20 protein-coding genes are annotated in these 21,561 nt (G+C 72.0%); 17 read left to right on the top strand and 3 right to left on the bottom strand.

Annotated elements, in window-relative coordinates:
• Window positions 1-149: 149 nt before the first annotated feature.
• The 4 genes from ACI2K4_RS01125 to ACI2K4_RS01140 all read left to right on the top strand — a co-directional run bounded on the left by ACI2K4_RS01125 (window position 150) and on the right by ACI2K4_RS01140 (window position 2,950).
• A complete protein-coding gene (locus ACI2K4_RS01125; RefSeq protein WP_404507800.1) occupies window positions 150-800 on the top strand; it encodes a M23 family metallopeptidase in 651 nt (216 codons plus the stop codon).
• Window positions 801-876: 76 nt separating this feature from the next.
• Window positions 877-1,833 (top strand): RNA polymerase sigma-70 factor, encoded by a 957-nt coding sequence (locus ACI2K4_RS01130; protein ID WP_404507802.1) that lies wholly within the window; start codon window positions 877-879, stop codon window positions 1,831-1,833.
• Window positions 1,834-1,979: 146 nt separating this feature from the next.
• The gene (locus ACI2K4_RS01135) at window positions 1,980-2,387 is read left to right on the top strand and encodes an MmcQ/YjbR family DNA-binding protein (RefSeq protein WP_404507804.1); all 408 of its coding nucleotides are present in this window, start codon (window positions 1,980-1,982) and stop codon (window positions 2,385-2,387) included.
• A gap of 92 nt (window positions 2,388-2,479) precedes the next feature.
• The gene (locus ACI2K4_RS01140; RefSeq protein ID WP_404507805.1) at window positions 2,480-2,950 is read left to right on the top strand and encodes a hypothetical protein; all 471 of its coding nucleotides are present in this window, start codon (window positions 2,480-2,482) and stop codon (window positions 2,948-2,950) included.
• Here ACI2K4_RS01140 and ACI2K4_RS01145 read toward each other — a convergent pair.
• The gene (locus ACI2K4_RS01145; protein WP_404507807.1) at window positions 2,937-3,653 is read right to left on the bottom strand and encodes a helix-turn-helix domain-containing protein; all 717 of its coding nucleotides are present in this window, start codon (window positions 3,651-3,653) and stop codon (window positions 2,937-2,939) included. The two genes, ACI2K4_RS01140 and ACI2K4_RS01145, sit on opposite strands and share 14 nt — an antisense overlap.
• Window positions 3,654-3,888: 235 nt before the next feature.
• On the opposite strand from ACI2K4_RS01145, the gene ACI2K4_RS01150 reads away from it, so the two are divergent.
• The 3 genes from ACI2K4_RS01150 to ACI2K4_RS01160 all read left to right on the top strand — a co-directional run bounded on the left by ACI2K4_RS01150 (window position 3,889) and on the right by ACI2K4_RS01160 (window position 5,326).
• Entirely contained in the window at window positions 3,889-4,554 is a 666-nt protein-coding gene (locus ACI2K4_RS01150; RefSeq protein WP_404507809.1) for a DUF4097 family beta strand repeat-containing protein, read from the top strand.
• 93 nt (window positions 4,555-4,647) lie between these two features.
• Complete coding sequence (locus ACI2K4_RS01155) at window positions 4,648-4,866, top strand: hypothetical protein (protein WP_404507810.1); 219 nt, start codon at window positions 4,648-4,650, stop codon at window positions 4,864-4,866.
• A 118-nt stretch (window positions 4,867-4,984) separates the two neighbouring features.
• Window positions 4,985-5,326, top strand: coding sequence for a DUF6204 family protein (locus tag ACI2K4_RS01160; RefSeq protein ID WP_404507812.1), 342 nt, complete (start codon window positions 4,985-4,987; stop codon window positions 5,324-5,326).
• Here the strand turns inward: ACI2K4_RS01160 and ACI2K4_RS01165 are convergent.
• Window positions 5,310-6,098, bottom strand: coding sequence for an SIR2 family NAD-dependent protein deacylase (locus ACI2K4_RS01165; RefSeq protein ID WP_404507813.1), 789 nt, complete (start codon window positions 6,096-6,098; stop codon window positions 5,310-5,312). The two genes, ACI2K4_RS01160 and ACI2K4_RS01165, sit on opposite strands and share 17 nt — an antisense overlap.
• Window positions 6,099-6,267: 169 nt before the next feature.
• On the opposite strand from ACI2K4_RS01165, the gene ACI2K4_RS01170 reads away from it, so the two are divergent.
• The 3 genes from ACI2K4_RS01170 (at window position 6,268) to ACI2K4_RS01180 (ending at window position 9,727) form a co-directional block, all read left to right on the top strand.
• Complete coding sequence (locus ACI2K4_RS01170) at window positions 6,268-6,987, top strand: hypothetical protein (protein WP_404507814.1); 720 nt, start codon at window positions 6,268-6,270, stop codon at window positions 6,985-6,987.
• Window positions 6,988-7,156: 169 nt separating this feature from the next.
• Complete coding sequence (locus ACI2K4_RS01175) at window positions 7,157-8,647, top strand: NAD(P)/FAD-dependent oxidoreductase (protein WP_404507815.1); 1,491 nt, start codon at window positions 7,157-7,159, stop codon at window positions 8,645-8,647.
• 75 nt (window positions 8,648-8,722) lie between these two features.
• Window positions 8,723-9,727: a polysaccharide deacetylase family protein gene (locus ACI2K4_RS01180; protein ID WP_404507816.1), complete on the top strand. Its 1,005-nt coding sequence runs from the start codon at window positions 8,723-8,725 to the stop codon at window positions 9,725-9,727.
• Between the two features lie 66 nt (window positions 9,728-9,793).
• Here the strand turns inward: ACI2K4_RS01180 and ACI2K4_RS01185 are convergent, their stop codons facing one another.
• Window positions 9,794-11,197 (bottom strand): PLP-dependent aminotransferase family protein, encoded by a 1,404-nt coding sequence (locus ACI2K4_RS01185; RefSeq protein WP_404507818.1) that lies wholly within the window; start codon window positions 11,195-11,197, stop codon window positions 9,794-9,796.
• Window positions 11,198-11,219: 22 nt separating this feature from the next.
• Here ACI2K4_RS01185 and ACI2K4_RS01190 point away from each other — a divergent pair, with 22 nt between their 5' ends.
• From ACI2K4_RS01190 to ACI2K4_RS01220, 7 genes are all read left to right on the top strand, one after another.
• Window positions 11,220-12,134: a DMT family transporter gene (locus tag ACI2K4_RS01190; protein WP_404507819.1), complete on the top strand. Its 915-nt coding sequence runs from the start codon at window positions 11,220-11,222 to the stop codon at window positions 12,132-12,134.
• A 365-nt stretch (window positions 12,135-12,499) separates the two neighbouring features.
• The gene (gene zwf / locus ACI2K4_RS01195; RefSeq protein WP_404507820.1) at window positions 12,500-14,002 is read left to right on the top strand and encodes a glucose-6-phosphate dehydrogenase; all 1,503 of its coding nucleotides are present in this window, start codon (window positions 12,500-12,502) and stop codon (window positions 14,000-14,002) included.
• 557 nt (window positions 14,003-14,559) lie between these two features.
• A complete protein-coding gene (locus tag ACI2K4_RS01200) occupies window positions 14,560-15,885 on the top strand; it encodes a cytochrome P450 (protein WP_404509143.1) in 1,326 nt (441 codons plus the stop codon).
• Window positions 15,882-16,808 carry a terpene synthase family protein gene (locus ACI2K4_RS01205; protein ID WP_404507822.1) on the top strand — a complete coding sequence of 309 codons (927 nt, stop codon included), beginning with the start codon at window positions 15,882-15,884 and terminating at the stop codon, window positions 16,806-16,808. Before ACI2K4_RS01200 ends, ACI2K4_RS01205 begins: the two co-directional genes overlap by 4 nt.
• Window positions 16,805-18,412, top strand: a complete 1,608-nt coding sequence (locus ACI2K4_RS01210) for a prenyltransferase/squalene oxidase repeat-containing protein (RefSeq protein ID WP_404507824.1) — start codon at window positions 16,805-16,807, stop codon at window positions 18,410-18,412. Before ACI2K4_RS01205 ends, ACI2K4_RS01210 begins: the two co-directional genes overlap by 4 nt.
• 112 nt (window positions 18,413-18,524) lie before the next feature.
• Complete coding sequence (locus ACI2K4_RS01215) at window positions 18,525-21,068, top strand: nitrate- and nitrite sensing domain-containing protein (protein WP_404507826.1); 2,544 nt, start codon at window positions 18,525-18,527, stop codon at window positions 21,066-21,068.
• A gap of 56 nt (window positions 21,069-21,124) precedes the next feature.
• Window positions 21,125-21,556, top strand: coding sequence for a roadblock/LC7 domain-containing protein (locus ACI2K4_RS01220; RefSeq protein ID WP_404507827.1), 432 nt, complete (start codon window positions 21,125-21,127; stop codon window positions 21,554-21,556).
• Window positions 21,557-21,561 lie beyond the last annotated feature (5 nt).

Consider the following 21,561-nt stretch of genomic DNA (forward strand, 5'->3'; position numbering starts at 1 on the left):
CGGCCCGAGCCCGGGGCGGTCCACCCGGTCCACCCAGCCCGGCCCGCTCGTCCTGCCTCTCCTCACGGGACAGGGCGCGGCGGTCCGGGCGGGCTGGGTGGACCCGGGCGGGCTGGGTGGACCTTGTCGGCGTCTGCCAGGCTCGGGTGGTGACAACCGGCCGTCCGAACCGCCCCCGTACCCACCGCCCGGTCCGTAACCGCGTCGGACTGGCCGTTCTCGCGCTCGGCGTACTCGCGGCCGTCCTCGTCGTCGCCGTGGTCGTCGTGCCGCTGCTGCGACCACCGGGCCCCCGACCGCTCTTCCAACTACCGGTCGCCTGCGGCGAGACCTGGCAGCTCGGCACCTATCCCGGTCACGACGACTACGACGTCGACATGTTCCCGACCGAGGGCGAGGCGTGGGGGCGGCCGGTGCTCGCCTCCTACGCCGGCACGGTGACCGAGGCGGGGATCAACGGCTCCCTCGGTGGTCGTACGCCCGACGATCCGGACGGTCCACGCGGCCGGGGCGGCGGCTACTGGGTCAAGATCGACCACGGTGGCAAGTGGGAGACGCAGTATCTCCACCTGCTCGAACCACCCCTGGTCCGGGCCGGGGACCGGGTCGCGCAGGGTGAGCAGATCGGGCGGGTGGGCAGCACCGGCAACTCGGGCGCACCGCACCTGCACTACGAGCAGCGTCAGGGTTGGCAGAAGGTGGAAGCGCACTTCGCCGGGGCACCGTCCGGCATCACCCACGACAACACCGAGTACACGGTCACCCGTACCAGTGAGAACTGCGTTCCCGGCCAGCCGTAGCCTCGCCGGTCGGTGACACTCGGCGCCCGAGTGGCGGCAAACACCCCCTGTTCCGGCCCCGCCCGTCGGATGCTCGATGGTGAGCGGAGCGGGGGCGAACAGCATGGAGAACACCCGACCGGCGGACCACCCCGGTGCGCGGGAGGATCTGGACCGGGCCGTGGAGATCTTCACGGGCGTACGGCCACGCCTGTTCGGCATCGCGTACCGCATGTTGGGCAGCGCCGCCGAGGCGGAGGACCTGTTGCAGGAGGTCTGGCTGCGTTGGCAGGGCTACGACCGGGGCAGCGTGGCCGAGCCCGGCGCGTTTCTCGCGACGGTCACCACCCGCCTGGCGATCAACGCGCTCCGGTCCGCACGGGCACGCCGGGAGACGTACGTCGGCCAGTGGCTGCCCGAACCGGTCGACACCAGCGCGGACCCGTACCTCGGTGCCGAACGCGGTGAGGCCCTCGGCCTCGCCGTCCTGCTGCTCCTGGAGAAGCTCACGCCCACCGAGCGCGCGGCGTACGTGCTACGAGAAGCGTTCGACTACCCCTACCCACAGATCGCCGAGATCGTCCAGGTCGGCGAGGCTGCGGCCCGACAACTCGTCAGCCGGGCCCGCAAACACCTCGTCTCCGAGCGCCGCGCCCCGGTGAGCGAAGCCGAACAACGCCGGTTGCTCACCGCGTTTGTCGCCGCCGCCCGCTCCGGCGACCTCACCGGACTGGAGGAACTCCTCGCGGCGGATGTCGTCAGTCACGCCGACGGCGGTGGGGCCGTCCGCGCCACCCGTATCCCCGTCGTGGGGGCACTCCCGGTGGCCAGGTACGTCCGGGCGTTCGCGGACCGGTTCTGGCCCGGGGTCGAGGTGGACTGGGGCGACGCGAACGGGCAGCCGGCCGCGTTGTTGCGCCGGGACGCGGGAGTGTTCGCGGTCCTCACGGTCGACGCCTCCGACCAGGGCATCGACCGGGTGTTCTGGATGTTGAACCCGGCGAAGATCGCGTGGTCGGTCCCCGGGAACGGTGGCCACGGGGGCATTCGGTGACGACCGGGGAACCGGGGGAGCCGCCGGCCCGGCGCCGACACCAGCGGTGAGCTGCTCGCCGTCGGCCGCGCGGGTCGGTGGGCGCCCGGCCGGGCGCGGCCGTTAGCCTGTGCGGGTGCAGCAGGCGGATTCCCGGAGCGGCATCGATGGCTGACGCCGACGACCTCCGTGCCCTGGCGCGGGCACTGCCACACGTGGCCGAGATCGACAGTGACGGCTTCGACTTCCGGGTCGGCGACAAGGGGTTCGTCTGGTCCTACCCCGAGCGCAGACCCGGCGCCTCCCGCGTCATCCGGACCGACATCGCCGTGCTGTACGTCGGCGACGAGGCGGAGAAGCAGGCGCTCCTGCTCGGCGAGCCCGACACCTTCTTCACCACTCCCGCGTACGACGGGTTGCCGCTGGTCATGCTGCGGCTGGTGGCGGTGGACGTCGAACGGCTACGGGAACTCGTCACCGACGCCTGGCGGATGCGGGCCCCGGACGGGCTCATCGAGGACGTCGACGACGGCGTCAGCAGGTTCGACCCGGATCAGCGCGGGGCCGTTCGGTAGGTCCAGGTGACGTTGATCGGCGTCGACCGAGTGCTGAAGATCATCTCGGCGGACGCGGTGGACGCCGCCGGTCCGGCCTAGGATCACCAGCGATGATCACGGAACCTATCGGCATCGACGGCGTGGCCGGTCCGATTGTCGTCACCACCAACGCTTTCTGGGGGCGTCCCGCCGTCACCGTCGGCGGGGTGCCGGCGCCCAGGACGGGCAGGCACCGGTACGCCCTGCCAGCGACGGCCGGCGGTGCGGTCGAAGCCACCGTACGCAGTGCGTTCGCCGATCCTTATCCGACGGTGCAGGTCAACGGCGTACCGCATCGGACCGGGCCCTCGGCGCCGGTCGTCCTGCGGGTACTAACCCTGCTGCCGCTCCTGCTGCTCGCCGTCGGGGGCGCCCTCGGTGGACTGGTCGGCGCGCTGGGACTCGGGGCGAACCTGGCTGTCGCCCGCACCCGGACGCCGACCGTCGTCAAGGTGCTGATCATGCTCGGCGTCAGTGTTGTCGCGTACGTCCTCTGGCTCGCCATCGCCGTCGCGCTCGCCGGGGCGATCAGCGCGGGTTAGGCGTGTGCAGGACGGCGCGGGCCTGTTCGGCGGCACGGGTGATGCTCTCGCTGATGAAGTCGAGGAAGCGGGCGATGTTCTCCAGCCGGTCGCCGGCCGGGGTGTGCGGGCCGAGGATGGTGACCCCCTGGCGCGCGGTCGCGACGAGCAGGTCGTTGGACCGGGCGCTGGCGATCGTCGCCTGGTAGAAGAGTTCGTCGTCGACGACGTACCGGTCGCGGCGGCGTTCGTCGCGCTCCCGGCGGACCAGGCTCTGACTCTCCAGGAAGGCGATCGCCTTGGAGATGGACGCCGGGCTGACCTGGAGGCGCTGGGCCAGCGCGGACGCGGTGAGGCTGCCCGCGTCGGTGGTGAACAGGCAGGTCAGCACCCGGGCTGTCATCTTCGGCAGACCCGAGGCCATGAGGACCGTGGTGAGCGTCTCCTCGTACTCGGCCACGGCCTCGGCGGCGCGTCCGTTCGACGCGGGCACCGGATCCGACCCTCGTGAGGAGACCGGCCTGCGCCGGTGGGCGCGGCGTTCGGTGGCACGGTGGGCGAGATCCGCGCGGTAGGCGGTGGGGCCACCGTTGCGCATCACCTCGCGCGTGATCGTCGAGGTCGGCCGGTCGAGGCGTCGGGCGATCTCGGCGTACGGGAGGCTGTCGGTCAGCCCCAGCGCGATCTGTTGGCGTTCCTGCTGGCTGAGCCTGCCTCCCGGCATCGTGATCTCCTCGCTGGTTCCCGTGCTGCTCGCTGACCCCTCGACAATAGCGTTCATCTCCTAGTCATTGCAATGCTCACCTGCTCGTCGTTGCGTTCTATTCCTAGCCGTTGCAACAGTTTCATGTCGTTGGCCTGGGAAAACTCTGGTCTAGTGCAACAAGCGTGTTGCCGTGATTTGGAAAGCAACGTAGCGTTTCCGGTGTCAGAAACAAGAGCGAGCACGGGAGAGCACGATGCAGAAGTTCGACACCCCCGCCCCGATCTCCGCCGTTCTGGGCATCCCCGCCGGACGCGTCCAGCTCATCGCCGCCGACCGCGCCGACACCACCGTCGAGGTCCGGCCCGCCGACCCGGGCAAGAGCCGGGACGTCCGGGCGGCCGAACAGACCGCCGTCACCTACGTCGACGGCATCCTCCGGATCCACACCCCCGAGCCCGAGAACAAGCTCCTCGGCCCCTCCGGATCGCTCGAGGTCACCGTCCAACTGCCTGCCGGCTCCCACGTCGAGGCAAAGACCGCAAGCTCCGAACTCCGCGGCGTCGGCCGCCTCGGTGACGTCGCGTTCGAGGGTGCGTACCGCCAGATCAAGATCGACGAGGCCGAGAGTGTCCGGCTGACCGCGATCGACGGTGACGTCGAGGTCGGCCGGCTCAACGGCCCTGCGGAGATCAGCACCGCGAGGGGTGACATCCGGATCGGTGCTGCCGTACGCGGCGAGGTTGTGCTCCGTACCCAGTCCGGCGACATCTCGGTTGCCGCCGCCGCTGGCGTCTCGGCCGCCCTGGACGCCGGCACCGGTTACGGACGGGTCAGCAACGCGCTCAAGAACGACGGCACCGTCGAACTCGACATCCGCGCCACCACCTCCCACGGCGACATCAGCGCCCGCAGCCTCTGACGGCAGCGCGACCGCAACTGGTCCGGCCACATGTGCAAGGAAGGGCCCCTTATTAACGCTATGCGTTAATAAGGGGCCCTTCCTTGCACTCAAGTGAGGCACGACCACGCCAACGTGACGGCGCACCACCGGGAACTGGCCGCCGCGCTCACCGACGAGCAGCGACTGAGAATCCTGCGCATCAAGGACGCCTGGCACCGCCGCCCGGAGTACCCGGGCGAGGTGAGCGGCTTCGAGATCTACACCGCCGTGCTGGAGCACGGCGTCGCCACGCCCGAGGAGTTCGGGGCGTGGCTCGGGCCGCCCGCCTGACCGACCGCGACGGAAATGCCGGTGCGTTCCCACGCTCCTCCCCGGTAGGGTCGCCGCCGGCCGTACCGGTCCCCGGACCGAGGTCGCGATGCCCAGTTAGAAACCGGAGGCACCAGCAATGGCCGAGAAGACGTACCAGGTGATCGTGCGTGGCAAGTTCGCGCCACTCGACGACGAGCAGCGGGCCGCGCTGCGCGAGAGGGCCGACGAGCACGACGTGTTCCGGGCGAAGTTCACCGAGGCGGGCACCGTGACCTACGAGCGCTCCCTGGCCGGCTTCACCTTCCGCTGCCTGGTGCCGGCCACCAAATACGAGGACGAGACGGCGGTGATCGGCAGGGCGGAGGCGCTCGCCGTGGCCGCCGTCGCGGGACTCGGCGCCGACTGTCGCGACCTGAAGTCGGTCTCGACCGACCTCGACGACATCAGGATCCGTCGGCGGGTCACGCCCGCTCGGTGAACTCCCATGCCGCCTCGACCAGGGCGGGGAGAACCTCGGCCGCGGGTCCGCGCAGGTTGACCGCGCAGATCTCGTCGAGTGGAGTCGGCCGCGGATTGATCTGGATCACGGTGGCGCCGAACCGTGCCGCGATCCGGGGAATCTCGGCCGCCGGGTACACCAGGCCGGCGGTGCCGACGGTCAGCAGTACGTCGCACGAGGCGGCGGCGGTGACGGCCGCGTTCAACGCCTTCTCGGGCAGGGCCTCGCCGAACCAGACCACACCGGGACGGACGAGCGCTCCGCAGCGTACGCAGAGGGGTGGCGTGATCCGTTCGCCCTCTCCCGGATCGGTCGCCCCGCCGTTCCCGGAGGGAAGGGGCGCGGGATGGGCGGCCTCGGTCACGCAGCGGGGCGCGAAGAGGCTGCCGTGCAGGTGGATCGGTGCCCGGGAGCCGGCCCGCTCGTGCAGGTCGTCAACGTTCTGCGTGATTACGACACTGCCGGGGACGAGGTCCTCGATGGCGGCGGTGGCGAGGTGCCCGGCGTTGGGCTGGGCGCGGCGTACCCGGGCGCGCCGCCACTCGTACCAGCCCCAGACCAGGTCGGGGTCGGCGTGGAACGCCTCGGGGGTGGCGAGTTGCTCGGCGTCGAAGCGAGCCCACAGCCCGGTGAGGTCGTCACGGAAGGTGGGCACGCCACTCTCGGCCGAGATGCCGGCACCGGTGAAGACGACGACCTGACGAGCCCGACCCAGAAGCGCGGCGACACCGGGCGGCGGCGCGTTATCCATCGAGGACATCCTGCCACGACGCCGAAGTCTCCCGGTGGAGCGGCTCCTTTCGGTGCCCACCCGTCCGATCCCGCCCGATCAGGGTGCTGAGGGTGCCCGCGCCGCTGCCGGCGACGGAGAACTCCGCTAGCATTGCCGCGTTCTGGGCAGGCTGACGAATCGAGGCGACATGCGGTGGCTCGGGCTTGTGCTGGGTAAGCGGGAGCAGCAGGTCCAGCACGATCCGGGCCAGCAGGCGGCGTTGCTCCAGGACGTCCGGCACCGATTCGGCGCGCACGCGCAGGTCCGCTTCTCCGACCAGGTCGACGCGATCACCCGGATGCTGAACAGTGACGACGGCCTGGTCGTGGCGGCCGGGATCGTGCGTGAGTTCGCCGAGGACGCCCAGACGGACTTTCTCACCCAGGCTTTCGAGCTGCACCGGCGTACGGGCATCCAGCTCACCGTCGACCGGCGCAACTACCGGCCACTGTGGCGGGCGGCCGGGCCGCAGCTACGCTGGCCGCTGTTCGGGCTGCCGTGCGGCTTCCACCCGTACGCGCAGGTCGCCGCCGCGGTCAAGGTCCTCGGTGCGCAGGCGTCCCGGCTCGCCCGGGTGACCGACCCGATTCCGGTCCTGGCCCAGGTGTTCGAGGTGCTCGACCTGACCGTCGTCGGCTGGGAGTACGGCCGGGCCCGGGTGGACACCGACGCCGCGTCCCTGGCCCACCAGCTCATCTCCACCGCCCGGGACATCCGGGGGACCATGGACGACCCGCCCCCGCTGCCGCCGCCGGTTCGGGAGATGATGCGGCGCAACAACGTCACCGACGTGTACGACCCGGCCGTGAACCGGGTGGTCGGTGCGATCAACCTGGGCGGGGAGATGAGGCCGGCCCTCCTGGTCTGAGGCGGCCCTCCTGGTCTGAGCCGGGTGTCGTCGGCGACCGACCGGCGACCAGCGGCCGGTGACCAGCGACCAGGCCCGAGCGGGATGAGCCCGGTCACAGACCGGCCGCCGGCTGTCACAGAACGCCGGGCTGCCCGGTCCTCCTGGTGAGTGTTCCGAGGAGGTTGCCATGCGCAGGATCCTGATCGTCGGGGGCGGCTACACCGGCTTCTACACGGCCTGGCGGCTGGAGAAGAGGCTTCGCCAGGGCGAGGCCGAGGTGACGATCGTCGACCCCCGGCCGTACATGACCTACCAACCCTTCCTGCCCGAGGTCGCCGTGGGCTCCGTCGAGGCGCGGCATGTCGCCGTCTCCCTCCGGCGCCACCTGCGGCGGACCACCGTCATCGCCGGCAGCGTGACCGCGATCGACCACGCGCACCGGACCGCCACCCTGCGGCCGGTCGACGGACCCGACCGGCAGCTCGGCTACGACACGATCGTGGTCACCGCGGGAGCCGTCACCCGTACGTTTCCCATTCCCGGGGTGGCGGAGGGCGCGATCGGGCTCAAGCACGTCGAGGAGGCGGTCGCCATCCGGGACCGGCTGCTGACCGCGTTCGAGCGGGCAGCCGGTCTGGAGCCGGGAACCGAGCGCTCGCGGCTGCTGACCGTCACGTTCGTCGGCGGGGGGTTCACCGGGGTCGAGGGCTTCGGGGAGCTGCTGTCGTTCGCGACGGCGCTGCTGCGGTCGTACCCGGAGCTGACCTTCCCGGAGCTGTCGTTCCACCTGGTCGAGGCGGAGGACCGCATCCTGCCCGAGGTCACCGGGGACGTGGGCCGCTGGGTGGTACGTCACCTCGAGCGGCGCGGCGGGCGCGTCCACCTCGGCACCCGGCTCGTGTCGGCCGAGAACGGGCACGTCGTGCTCTCCGACGGGGAGGAGTACGACACCGAGCTGTTGGTCTGGACCGCCGGCAACGGCGCCCATCCGGTCGTGGCCACCCACACCGACCTGCCCGTCGACGAACACGGCCTGCTCCGGGTACGGGCCGACCTGCGGGTCGGTACGGAGCACGCCCCGGTTCCCGACGCCTGGGGAGCCGGTGACAACGCCAGTGTTCCGGATCTCGCCTCGCCCGTCCCCGGCGCCCGTACGGTGCCGAACGCGCAACACGCCGTACGTCAGGGCAAGCGGCTCGCGGCGAACCTGGTCGCCGACCTGCGTGGCGGGCGGGTCAGGCCGTACCGGCACCGCAGCCTCGGTGTGGTCGCGACCCTCGGTCTCGGGCGCGGGATCTTCCAGTACCGCCGCCTGGTCGTCCGGGGGTTTCCGGCCTGGCTGATGCACCGTGGTTACCACGTGCTCGCCGTGCCGACCTGGGAGCGCAAGGTGCGCGTCCTGCTGGTCTGGCTGAGCGCCGTGCCGTTCGGGCGGGACATCGTCTCGTTGGCCTCGGTCCAGCATCCCCGGGCCGCGTTCACGGCGGGCGGCAGACCACGCCCCGCCACCGGATTGGTTGCCCGCCGGTCGGGCAGGACGGTGCCCGCCGTCTCCGCCGACCCGGTCACGGGACGGTCCTCGTCCGCCGGCCGCCCCGATCAGATGCCGCCGCAACAGCGAACCGCACCGCGTTCGATCGTGCCCTTCCGCCGAGCCCGCCACCTGCGGCGCCACTAATGCGAGAAACCTCCGTTTTCCGATGAAATCGGACGTAGCCTGGCGTTGGCGGACGCGGGCGCACGAGGGGGCGGCATGGCATCGGTACGGGGTGGACGGGCGTCGACCGGCCGGTACCGACGCCGCTGGCTCGGCCTGGCCGGTCCGGCCCACCTGCGGCTGATCGTGGTCATCGGGCTGGCGGTCGGCGCCCTGCTCGGCGGCGGGTACGTGCTCGGGCACGCGCTCGGCACCCCCGAGCCGGCCAGCGAACTGCTGGGCGGCCCGCCCTCGGCCCCGGCCGACACCGGGGCCGGCTCGCCAGCCCCGGCCCTGGAAGACCAATCGTCGTCGCCCGGCGCCCCGGCCAGCGCGTCCGCCCCGGCGGCCACGCCCGCGCCGACGGCGTCGGCCGGTTCCGATCCGGCGCTGGCCCGCGAGGACGAGCGTCCCCGACTGCGTCTGGCCGGCGGAGGGCCGTACACCAGCCGGGTCACCACCGGCTCGTACGGTGTCGCACTCACCTTCGACGACGGGCCGAACCCGCAGTACACCCCGCAGGTCCTCGCCGAACTCGACCGGTACCGGGTCAAGGCGACCTTCTGCCTGGTCGGCGAGCTGGCGCAGGCGTACCCGGACCTGGTGCGGGCGATCGCAGCCGCCGGTCACACCCTGTGCAACCACTCCTGGTCGCACGATCCGACCCTGGCCAGCAGGACGAGGGCGGCGATCCGTACCGACCTGTCCCGTACCAACGCGGCGATCCGCGCCGCGGTGCCGGACGCCCGGATCGCCTACTACCGGCAGCCGTACGGGTCGTGGACGGCCGGCGTGGTGGCGACCGCCTGGGAGCTGGGCATGACCTCGGTGCACTGGGACGTGGACTCGGTCGACTACCACCGGCCGGGCGCCGGCAGCATCGCGTCGAACGTCACCGCCCGGGTCGGCGCCGGCTCCATCGTGCTGATGCACGACGCCGGTGGTAACCGGCAGCAGACCGTGACGGCGCTGCGGACGATCCTGCCCAACCTGCTCCAGCGGTTCGGGCTGGAATCCCTGCCGACCGGGCCACTCGAGGCCGACCAGAGCCGTCCCGGCTGATCCGGGACGCCGTTCGGGGATCACGTCGGATGCGGGGAGCCCGCAAGGGCAAGCTGCCGACGCCGGTCAGCGCGTTGGTCCCCTGTGGAAGGCACGGGCGAGGCGGCGGACGGCCTCGTCCATCAGGTCCGGTGGCGCGGCGGCGTAGGTGAGACGCAGGTGCGGTGCCGGGGGTTCGGCGGCGTACCAGGGACGGCCGGGGAAGACGACGACGCCTTCGGCGGCCGAGGCGGTGGCCAGCGCGACGTCGTCGACGCCCTCGGGCAGTCGGGTCCAGAGGTGCAGCCCGCCGCGTGGGGTCGGCGAGGGGACGAGTTCCGGGAGATGTCGGCCGAGCGCGGTCAGCAGCGCGTCACGGCGGGCGCGTAGCGCGGTGCGCAGCGCCCTGCGGTGCCGCGCCCAGGCCGGCGCGCTGACGAACTCGAGCGTCGCCTGTTGCAGCGGTCCGGCGACGAAGAAGTCGTCGAGCAGCCGGGCGGCGCGCAGCCGGGCGCCGGCCGGGCCGCGCGCACCGATCGCCGCGACCCGCAGCCCGGGGGCGGCCGACTTGGCCAGTGAACGCAGGTAGACGACGTGCCCGTCGGGGTCGTCGGCGGCCAGCGGCGGCGGGGCTTCCCCGTCGATGGTCAGGTCGCGGGCGTAGTCGTCCTCGATCAGGAACGCTCCGGCGTCGCGTACCGCCCGGGCGACCCGGGGCCGGCGGTGGGCCGCCAACGTGCCGCCGTGCGGGTTGGCGTGCAGCGGCTGGCAGTAGAACAGCCGTGCCCCGGTATGCGCGAACGCGGCGGCGAGCTGGTCGGGTCGTACGCCGTCGGCGTCGGCCGGCACCGGCACCACCCGTAGCCCGGCCGCCCGGGCGGCGGCCAGGGCACCCAGGTAGGTCGGCGACTCGACCAGCACGGTGTCGCCGGGGGCGGCCAGCGCCCGCAACGCGGACGAGAGAGCGGCCTGCCCGCCGGGGCAGATCACCATGTCGTCGGCGCGCAGCCCGGTCCCGGCCTCGCGGGCGAACCAGGCGCGCAGGTCCTCCCGCCCCTCGGCCGGTCCGCGCTGCCACGAGGCGGGTTGGCGGGCGGCGCGGGTGAGCGCGGCGCCGAGTGCCGCGGCCGGTTGCAGGGCCGGCTCCAGGTAGCCGCCGGAGAGCGGGATCGCCCCCGTGGGTGGTAACGCCAGTAGCGCCTGCATCTCCTGCTCGCCGGCTCGGCGGGGGCCGAGCGCCACCGTCTGCCAGGACAGGTCGGGTGCCCGCCGCCGGTCCGGACCGGCGGCGACGAAGGTGCCCCTGCCGGACCGTGTCTCGACCAGCCCCTGGGCCACCATCTGCCGGATGGCCTCGGCGACGGTGACCGGCGAGGCCCGGTGCCGGACGGTCAGCTCACGCACCGAGGGCAGTCGTGTGCCGGGCTCGGCGCCGGCCACGAGCCCACGTAGATCTTGGACAACGCGTTCGGCAGCGTTACTGTTGTTCATGAAGGTACAGAGTAGCGCTACCGTGTCCAATGCGATAACGCCCGAACGGCTCACCGGGCTCGCCCTCGGCGGGCTGGGGGTGCTCGCCTTCAGCATGTCGCTGCCGGCCACCCGGATCGCCGTGCAGCAGCTCGACCCGTGGTTCGTCGCCTTCGGCCGGGCGGTCGGCGCGGCGCTGCTGGCCGGGGCGTACCTGCGGTTCACCGGCGCACCGCGACCCACCGGCGGCCAGTGGCGGCGGCTGTCGCTCGTCGCGGTGGGCGTGGTCGTCGGCTTCCCGCTGTTCACCTCGCTGGCGCTGACCACGCAGACCTCGGCGCACGGGGCGGTTGTGATCACCGTGCTGCCGGCCATGACCGCCGTGTTCGCGGTGGTACGGGCCGGTGAGCGCCCGCCGCCGCTGTTCTGGCTCGCCAGTGCCGGCGGGTTGCTGGCGGTGCTCACCTTCCTCGCCGCCAGCGGCGCGGTACGCGGTGGCCTCGCCCCGGCCGACCTGTTCCTACTGGTGGCGGTGGTGCTCTGCGGCCTGGGGTACGCCGAGGGCGGCGCGCTCGCCCGGGAGTTGGGCGGCGCCCGCACGATCTGCTGGGCGTTACTGCTCTCGTTGCCCGTCACCGGCACCGTCACGCTCGCCGCCGCCGTGGCGAACCCGCCGCACGCCGACGCCGGTGCCTGGTCGGCCTTCGGCTACCTCACCCTGGTCTCCATGTTCCTGGGCTTCTTCGCCTGGTACGCCGGACTGGCCCGGGGCGGGGTGGCCCAGGTCGGCCAGGTCCAACTGGCGCAGCCGGTGCTCACCCTGCTCTGGTCGGCGTCGCTGCTCGGCGAGACCGTCGGTGCGGCCTCGGTCGCGGCGGCGTTGGCGGTGCTGGTCTGCGTGGTGCTGACCCAGCGCACCCGAAACGGCGCCCCGCCCCCGGTGGTGGACCGGGTCTGATCGCGCAAGCCAATGTCGCGCGGAGGGAGTTCGGGACAGTGACGTACTGCGATTCTCGTCACTCGCCGGGCGGGTTGTTCGGGGCACGCACCCACCAATCCGGCCTGACCTGGTGCGAATCACCGGCCTCCCCGATGACCCGTACGGCACCCGGGGGACGGCGCGTTTCCGTGCGGCGTCGCCGATCCACCGACTGCGCGTACCGTCGAATCCGTCGGCTCTTGCCCGTCCGCCCGAGGTTCATTCGACGGCTGGTCGGTGTACGGGTCGTCTTCACGCGTCTTCGGCAGTTTCGGTAGCGTCTCAACGACAATCAGCACTCGCGCGGTCGAACGGCTCTCGCGCGGTCGGAGGATTCACAGACCATGGACAACGCCCCTCAGCTCACCCAGGAGCGCAGCGCCCCGCCAGCCACCCTGGTGATCTTCGGCGCTTCGGGGGACCTCACCCGGCGCAAACTGATCCCGGCGGTGGCGAGCCTGGCCCGCCACAACCGCCTTCCCCGCGAGTTCGCCCTGGTCGGTGTCGCCCGTACGGTGATGAGCGACGAGCAGTTCGCCGACTCCGCGCTCAACGGCCGGGGCCTGCGCGAGAACCCGCAGCTCGACGGCGGGATCAGGTACGTCTCCGGCGGCTACGACGACCCGGAGACGTACAAGCGCCTGGCCGAGACGCTGGACGAGCTCGACGCCCAGCGGGGCACCTCGGGCAACCGGCTCTTCTACCTGTCCACCCCGGCCGAGGCGTTCGAACCGGTCATCAACGGTCTGGCCGGCGCTGGGCTCAACCGGGCCCGCGAGGGTTCGTTCACCCGGCTGGTCATCGAGAAGCCGTACGGCCGCGACCTGGCCACCGCCCGCGAGCTGGACGCGATCGTGCACTCCAGCTTCGACGAGCCGCAGGTCTTCCGGATCGACCACTACCTGGGCAAGGACACCGTCCAGAACGTGATCGCGCTGCGCTTCGCCAACTCGATCTTCCAGCCCATCTGGGACCGGAGCTGGGTCGACCACGTGCAGATCACGGTCGCCGAGACGCTCGGCGTCGGCACCCGTGGTGGTTTCTACGAGAGCGCCGGCGCGATGCGCGACATCGTGCAGAACCACGTTTTGCAGGTGCTCGCGCTCGCGCTGATGGAGCCGCCGGCGTCGTTCGACGCCGAGGGGCTGCGCAACGAGAAGGTGAAGCTGCTCCAGGCGATCCGGTTGCCCACCGATCGGGACATCGCCGACCTGGCCGTGCGTGGCCAGTACACCCGGGGTGGCACCCGGGACGACCTGATGGCCGGCTACCGCGACGAGCCCGGCGTCGACCCGCTGTCGCGGACCGAGACGTACGCGGCGATGCGGCTCAACGTCGACAACTGGCGCTGGGCCGGGGTGCCGTTCTACGTGCGTACGGGCAAGCGGCTGCCGGCCCGGGTCACCGAGGTCGCGTTGCAGTTCCAGCGCCCCCCGCACCTGCCGATCCCGACCAACCAGCTCACCGAGTTGGAGGCGGACGCGCTGATCCTGCGGATCCAGCCCAACGAGGGGATCTCGCTGCGGTTCGGCGCCAAGGTGCCCGGCCACTCGTTCCGGGTGCGTACGGCCAGCATGGACTTCTCGTACGACAGGACGTTCCGCGAGGAGTCGCCGGAGGCGTACGAGCGGCTGCTGCTGGAGGCGTTGCTCGGGGACCCGACGCTGTTCATCCGTACCGACGAGGTCGAGCAGTGCTGGCGGATCGTGGACCCGATCATCGAGCACTGGGCGAAGGACCAGTCCCCGATCCCGACGTACGAGGCCGCCTCGTGGGGGCCGACCGACGCCGACCGTCTGATCGGTCGCAGTGGCCGCAGGTGGCGAAACGACCTCGGCGACTTCTGACGTACCAACCCGACCGACCGGTCCGTCCCGCCCACGGAGGGTGAGGACGGAGACGGATCGGTCCGGATTTCGAGCGGCCACAGTGGGCGGTGTCGGGCTGATGTTCCGGCGCCGCCCGTTGCCGTCCCGCCCTTCGGGATTGTGATCTGCGACGCTCCGCCGTCGCGACGGCGGAGCAGGGAAGCGTCCGAGGCGGTGCCGCCCGGGTGCTTCCGGCTTGTTTCGTGCAGGTTGCACCGTGGCGGCCGGGCCAGCTCAGGCGGCCTGTCGGTGGGATCGTCGCTGCTGCCCGGCGGGTGCGGGCGCCGGATGCCCGGCGCGGTGCGGATCGGGGACCGCGCCGGTGGCCCAGCAAAGAGATGTCGATCGATGACTAGACCGCGTTCGAAGATCGATCTACAGTAGCGCCGATCAGTGCGATGGATCTTCCACGGGGGTGGTGTCCAATCGGTCGTCACCGGTCGTCACCGCCGCCATAAGCGGTAGGGGCAAACCGGAGCGACGTCTTGGAGGTGGCCCCGATGTCCGAGTCGGCGTCCGGTGTCGCGGCCCGGAACCTGCCCTTGCGCAAGCTTCCGGGTCTGCTCCGTCATCCGTTGCGGGCGCTCGTGGAGGCGGGCAACGAGGCGAACGGTGAGATCGTAAGGCTCGGTGTCGGGTCGGTGGGTCCGTACCTGGTGACCTCGCCCGAGCACCTGGAGACGGTGCTGCACAACCCGGAGAGCTACGTCCGCGAGGGGCTGCTCTGGAACGGGGTTCGGCGAGCCGTCGGAGAGGCGATCCTGGTCACCGAGGGTCCGGTCTGGAGGTCCAGCCGGGATGTGCTGCGCCCGCTGTTCACCTCGGCCCGGGTCAACGCGATGACCGACCGGATGGCGGAGGCCATCCAGGACGCGGTCGACGCGTTGGAGGAGCCGGCCCGGGACGGCACGGTGGTCGACGCGGGCGCCGAACTGGCCCGGATCGTGTGTCAGGCGACGACCCGGGTGCTGTTCGGCGACAAGATCAGCGTGGCGGACGCGGTGCGGATGGTCGACGCGTTCGGTGTGATCGCCACGGAGATGATTCCCCGGATCGTGGCGCCGTGGGCACCGCAGTGGTTACCGCTGCCCGGTGACCGCGCCTTCGCCGACGCGGTCGCGACGATCGACGACATCGTGCTGCCGGTCATCCGGGCGGCCAGGCGGAACCCGGACGGCGGCGACGACATCATCTCCGCGCTCTGCGCCCCGCGTCGGGTCGACGGCGAGGAGGTCACCGAGAAGCAGATCCGGGACGACGTGGCGGCCATGGTGTCGACCTCGACCGAGACGACGATCGCCGTACTGTCCTGGCTCTGGCCGGTGCTGGCCGCCCACCGGGAGGTCGCCGACCAGCTCTACGCCGAGATCGACCAGGTCGTCGCGGGAGCACCGGTACGCCGGGCCCACCTGCCCGAGCTGCGCTACACCCGGATGGTGCTGGACGAGTTGCTGCGGCTCTGGCCGGCCGGCTGGTTCATTCCCCGGATGGCGGTCGGTGACCAGGTGCTCGGCGGCACCCGGATCGGGGCCGGGTCGACCATCCTGGTCAGCCCGTACGTCACCCAGCGGATGGCGGCGTACTGGTCGCGGCCGGACGATTTCGACCCGGGTCGGTTCGACCCGGCCGGGCCGAAGCCCGAGCCGCACTACAGCTACTTCCCGTTCGGCGGGGGCCCGCACCGGTGCCTGGGGCAGTACCTGTTCGCGGTCGAGGCCCCGCTGGTCATCGCCACGCTGCTGAACCGGTTCCGGCCCGAGCTGGTCGGGCCGGTGGACTTCACCCCCCGGATGGGCGCCTCCCTGCGCCCGGCGACCGAGGCGAAGCTGGTGCTGCGTCGGGTGCGGCAGGCGGCGTCGTGACCGTCGGGGCGCCGGTGGAGGGCGCGCGGTACCACATCCGGCTCGGTGGTGAACTCGCCGCCGTCGGTGCGCTGACCGTGGCGGGGCAGCGTGACCTGGCGGGCCGGGTGCGGGCCCATCCGGACCTGTTCGCCCCGGCGCCGTTCGACGCCGCCCTGATCGGTGGGGTCGCGTACGCCACCGCCTGCAACGCCACCGGGGCGACCTCGGCCGAGATACGGGTGGCCAACCGGGCGGCGCTCTGGGTCTTCGCGCTCGACTGGCAGGTCGACACGGTGGCGACCGCCGTCGAGCGGGTCGACGAGATCGTGGCGGGTTGCCTCGCGGTGGCGGACGGGGACGTACCCGATCCGGGGTTGCCGCTGGCCGGTTTCCTGGCCGAGATCCGCGACGAACTCGCCACCTCGTCGGCGGCGTACGCGGGGTACCGGTCGCTGTGGCGCGAGGAACTGCGCCGCACGCTGGTCGCGATGGCCCGGGAGTGGGACTGGAAGTCGGGCCGGGCAACCGGTGCCGGGGCGGTGCTGCCCGACCTGGAAACCTATCTCGACTGCGCCGACAACACCGGGCTCGCCTGGGTCAACCTCTGCCACTGGTTGCGTACCGGTGGACCGGACTGCCTGGACCGGCTCGACGAGCTGCGGGCGGTCGGTGGGCAGGTGCAGCGGGTGCTGCGACTGGTGAACGACCTCGCCACCTACGACCGTGACGTCGCCTGGGGCCCCGGCGACCTGAACGTCCTGATGCTCGGGGTCGACCGGGCCGAGGTGACCAGGCGGGTCGGCGACCTGGTCGACGGGTGCGTGCGACTGCTCGCGCCGCTGCGGGCCGCCTGCCCGGACCAGGCGTCCTACCTGGCCCGTCAGCTCGGGTACGTCACCCGTTTCTACGACAGCGGCGTCGATTTCTGGGGCGAGCTGTGAAGACGTCCGTCCGGTGCGGGCCGGCGTGGGACCCGGGCAACGTGCTGGCGGACGTGGAGCACCTGCTCGCCGGTCTGGTCCGCCAGCCGTGGGGTCGGGTCGAGCCGTCGGTCTACGAGACGGCCCGGTTGGTCACCCTCGCGCCGTGGCTGGACGGGCACGGGCGGCGCCTGCGGTTCGTCCTGGCGGCGCAGCGCCCGGACGGCGGCTGGGGCCCGCCGGGCGGTTACGCCGTCGTGCCCACGTTGAGCGCGGTGGAGGCGTTGCTGACCGTACTGGAGCGCGGTGGGCCGTACCCGGTCGGCGCGGCGGAGCTCTCCGTGGCGGCGGGGCGTGGGCTGGTCGCGCTCGCGGGTTGGCTCGGGGACACGACGCTGGTCCTGCCGGACACACCGGCGGTCGACCTGATCGTGCCGGCACTGGTCGAGGCGATCAACGTACGGCTGGGGTGCCTGTCTTCGGCCCCGTCCGGCTGGCGGCCGGACGCGCGGCTCGGGCTGCCGTCGGGTATGACCACCGAGCGGCTGCGCGCGGTCCGGCGTCTGATCAGTTCCGGTGCCACGGTGCCCGCGAAGCTGGCGCACTCGTTCGAGGTGGTCGGGCCCTCGGCCGGGCTGTCGTCGGCGGTCGGTCCGGGGCGGCTCGGCACGGTGGGGGCGTCACCGGCGGCCACCGCGGCGTGGATCGGCGCCGCCGGGGCGGCGGAGGGCACCGTGGAGGCGTGCCGTCACCTGGCGGCGCTGGCGTCGCGCGACGGTGGTCCGGTGCCCTGCCCGGTCCCGATCACCGTCTTCGAGCGGTCCTGGGTGGTGAGCGAACTGGCCCGCGCGGGGGTGCCGTTCACCGCGCACGGCGACCTGGCCGAGAGTCTGGTCCGGGCGCTCGGGCCGACGGGCGCGGCCACCGGGCCGGGGTTGCCGACCGACGCCGACACCACCGCCGTCGTGCTGTACGCGCTCGGGCATCTCGGTACGCCGACCGACCCGGCGGTCCTCTGGGGTTACGACACCGGTGGCCACTTTGTCACCTGGCCGGGTGAGGACGGTGCCTCGGTCACGACAAACGCGCACGTCCTCGACGCCTTCGGTCAGCACCTGGCGGTCCGACCCGGCGCGGGTCCGCGCTACCGGCGGGTCCTGGGTCGGTTGTCGCGGTGGCTCGCGGAGCAGCAGCGCGCCGACGGGGCGTGGCAGGACCGTTGGCACGCCTCGCCGTACTACGCGACCGCCTGCGTGGTGTTGGCCCTGCACGAGTACGGTCGCGGGCCGGTGGCCGCCGGAGCGGTCGACCGGGCGGTCGACTGGGTGCTCGGCAGCCAGCGGTCGGACGGTTCGTGGGGCCGGTGGTCGGGAACGGTGGAGGAGACCGCGTACGCGCTCCATGTCCTTTTGGGAATTGGCCGCCCGCTCGAAGGCGCACTGAACGACGCCGTCCTCGGCGGCTACGTGTACCTGCGGCAGACAGCCGAGCGGCCGTCGCATCCCGCTCTGTGGCACGGCAAAGAACTGTACGTTCCGTCGTCCATTGTAGAGTCGTTCAGGTTGGGTGCGATCCACCTCGCTGCCAGTAGAGCCGACCTGGAGGCATCTGCGGTGTCGTTCTGAGCCCATGCAATCTCATTGTGTGGGCTTGAGGTGACTTGTCCGAAACTGCTAGCGTGTCCGCGCACTCCCGGACAGCCCAGTCAGCGTATCCGGCACGCCGTATCGCTAACTGGTGAAGAGAAACCACAACCCGGCCTGGGACGGTGTCATGGCTCCCCGCACTCCGCGCGGAAGTAGCGCGAATCTGCGTACCAAAGTGGTCGCACTCCTGGTGTCACTCGCGGCCCTGTGGGTGTTCGCCGCGTGGGTGACGTTGCGCGAGGGGACGAACCTCCTCTTCGCCCAGGCGCTGAACACCCATGTCTACGAGCCGAGCGAGCCGCTGTTGCAAGGGCTCCAGACGGAACGCCGGCTCTCGCTGACGTACCTCGGCTCGACCAAGTCCTCCCGCGAGGAGTTGGAAGCCGCGCGGGCCGCGTCCCGGGACCGGGCGGGCGAGTTCCGCCGCTCCGCCCGGGACTGGCAGGCCGACCTCGCCGGCACGTCGGTGCTGCAGGACCGGATCGCCACCACGGTGGCCCAGCTCGACCAGTTGGAGACCCTCCGGACCCAGGTCGACGACCGCTCCATCGACCGGGCCGGGGCGGCGGCCGCCTACACCGACGTGGTGGACAGCATCTTCCACGTCTACGACGCGCTGGGCAGCCTGGACGACGAGACGATCGCCACCCAGGCCGCCGCGCTGATCGACCTCAACCGCCAGTACGAGCTGATCTCCCAAGAGGACGCGTTGGTCGCCGGCATCCTCGCGGCGGGAAGGATCACCCCGGCGGAGTACGCGGCCTTCGCCAAACTCGTCGGCGCGCAGCGGTTCATGGGTGACAAGACGGTCGGCGACCTGGAGCGGCAGGACCAGGCCCGGTATCACGCGATGCTCGACGGCGACGCGTTCACCCGGCTGCACGCCGCCGAGGACCGGCTGATCCTCGGCACCCGGACCGGTACGGTTCCGCCGGTCAGGGCCGACGAGTGGCAGGGCGCGGTCGAGCCCGCGTTGGCGCAGCTCCACGACGTGGTGATCACCGGCGGCGACGGCATCGTCGAGCGCAGCACACCGGGCGCCATCCTGGTCATGGTCCGGATCCTGCTCGCCGCCGTCCTCGGGGCGTTCGCGGTCATCGCCTCGATCATCGTCTCGGTGACCACGGCCCGCGCCCTGGTCGCCCAGCTCGAACGGCTGCGCGAGGCGGCCCGCCAACTCGCCAACGAGCGGCTGCCCAGCGTCGTCGAGCGGCTCGGCCGGGGCGAGGAGGTGGACGTCTCCGCCGAGGCACCACCGCTGGACTTCGGCAACGACGAGATCGGCCAGGTGGGCCAGGCGTTCAACGCGGTGCAGGAGACCGCGATCCGTACCGCTGTCGAGCAGGCCGAACTGCGGCGCAGCGTACGGGACGTCTTCCTCAGCCTGGCCCGACGTACCCAGGCCCTGGTCCACCGCCAGCTCACCCTGCTCGACGCGATGGAGCGGCGGGAGAACGACGCCGAGGAGCTGGAGGACCTGTTCCGGGTCGACCACCTGGCCACCCGGATGCGCCGCAACGCCGAGAACCTCATCGTCCTGTCCGGGTCCCGTCCGGGTCGCGCCTGGCGCCGCAACGTACCGATGGTCGACGTGGTACGCGGCGCGGTGGCCGAGGTCGAGGACTACGCCCGGGTCACCGTGCTCCCGATCGGGCCGGTGGGGCTCGCCGGCCGGGCCGTCGGTGACGTGATCCACCTGCTCGCCGAGCTGATCGAGAACGCCCTGTCCTTCTCGCCCCCGCACACCACGGTCGAGGTCCGGGGGCAGATGGTGGGCAGCGGCTTCGTCATCGAGATCGAGGACCGTGGCCTGGGCATGAGCGAGGAGGAACTCGCCGAGGCGAACCGGCAGATCGTCAGCCAGCAGGAGTTCAACCTCGCCAACGCCACCCGGCTCGGACTGTACGTGGTCAACCGGCTCACCGAACGGCACGGCGTACGGGCACAGCTCAAGGAGTCGCCGTACGGCGGCACGACCGCCGTGGTGCTCATCCCGCTGGTCCTGGTCACCGAGAACAGCACCGAGCCGGGCCGACCCGACGCGCCGGCCCGGCGACCCTCGGCCGACGAGGCGGCGACGGAGCGACGGAGCGGCCCGGCGAGCGCGACCGGCGTACCGGAACAGGCGCCCGCGCCCCAGGCCCCGGGGTCGGTGGCGGTGGCCGACCAGACCGACATGCCGCCGTTGCCGGCCCGGCCGGCGCCGTCACCGCTGACCACCCGGCGGGGGGAGAGCCTCATCCCGCAGCAGCGCTCCCGGTCGATCCTGCCGCCGTCCAACCTGCCACCGGCGACCCCGGTCGCCGCCGTCCCCGCGCTCCCGGTCGTCGACACCACGCCAACCGAGGCCCCGGTGGAGCCGGTGGCGGACCAGGCCGGTCAGACCCCGTCCGGGCTGCCACTGCGGGTCCGGCAGGCGAACCTGGCCCAGCCGTTGCAGCAGGAGAACACGGCGACCGAGGCCGGCGACGAGGCGCCTCGGCCGCCGGAGCGAATCCGCTCGATGATGAGCTCGTACCAGTCCGGCACCAGGCGTGGCCGTTCCGACGCCGCCCGGCTGCTCGACGCGGAGGGGCAGACACGCCCGGCGGCAACTGACGGCGAGGACGACGCGCCCGACCAGCCGCGTACGTGACCGAACCAGGACATCGACTCGGCGCCCCGGCGCCGACCGAGAACAGAGGACAACAAGTGGTGCAAAAGACAGCGTCGAGCGCCGACCTGACCTGGTTGTTGGATGACCTGGTCGGCCGGGTGAAGGAGGCTGAGCATGCCATCGTCCTCTCCGTGGACGGCCTGCTCGTGGCCTCCTCGAAGGGACTGGGCCGCGACGACGGAGAGCACCTGGCGGCGATGGCGTCGGGAATCCAGAGTCTCGCCAGGGGCGCCGGCAGACGGTTCGGCGGCGGTACGGTGCAGCAGACCATCATCGAGATGCAGTCACAGTTCCTGTTCGTCACCGCCGCGGGCCGGGGCGCGTGTCTGGCCGTACTCGCCGAGGAGGACGCCGACATCGGACTGATCGCGTACGAGATGGCGATGCTCGTGACCCGGGCCGGGAAGTTTCTCGCCTCTCCGGCGCGGGAGACCGGGCCGGCGTCACTGTCCGCTGAGGAGAAGTGACACAC

It is taken from the genome of Micromonospora sp. NPDC050397 (assembly GCF_044901685.1).
Lineage (GTDB): Bacteria > Actinomycetota > Actinomycetes > Mycobacteriales > Micromonosporaceae > Micromonospora_G.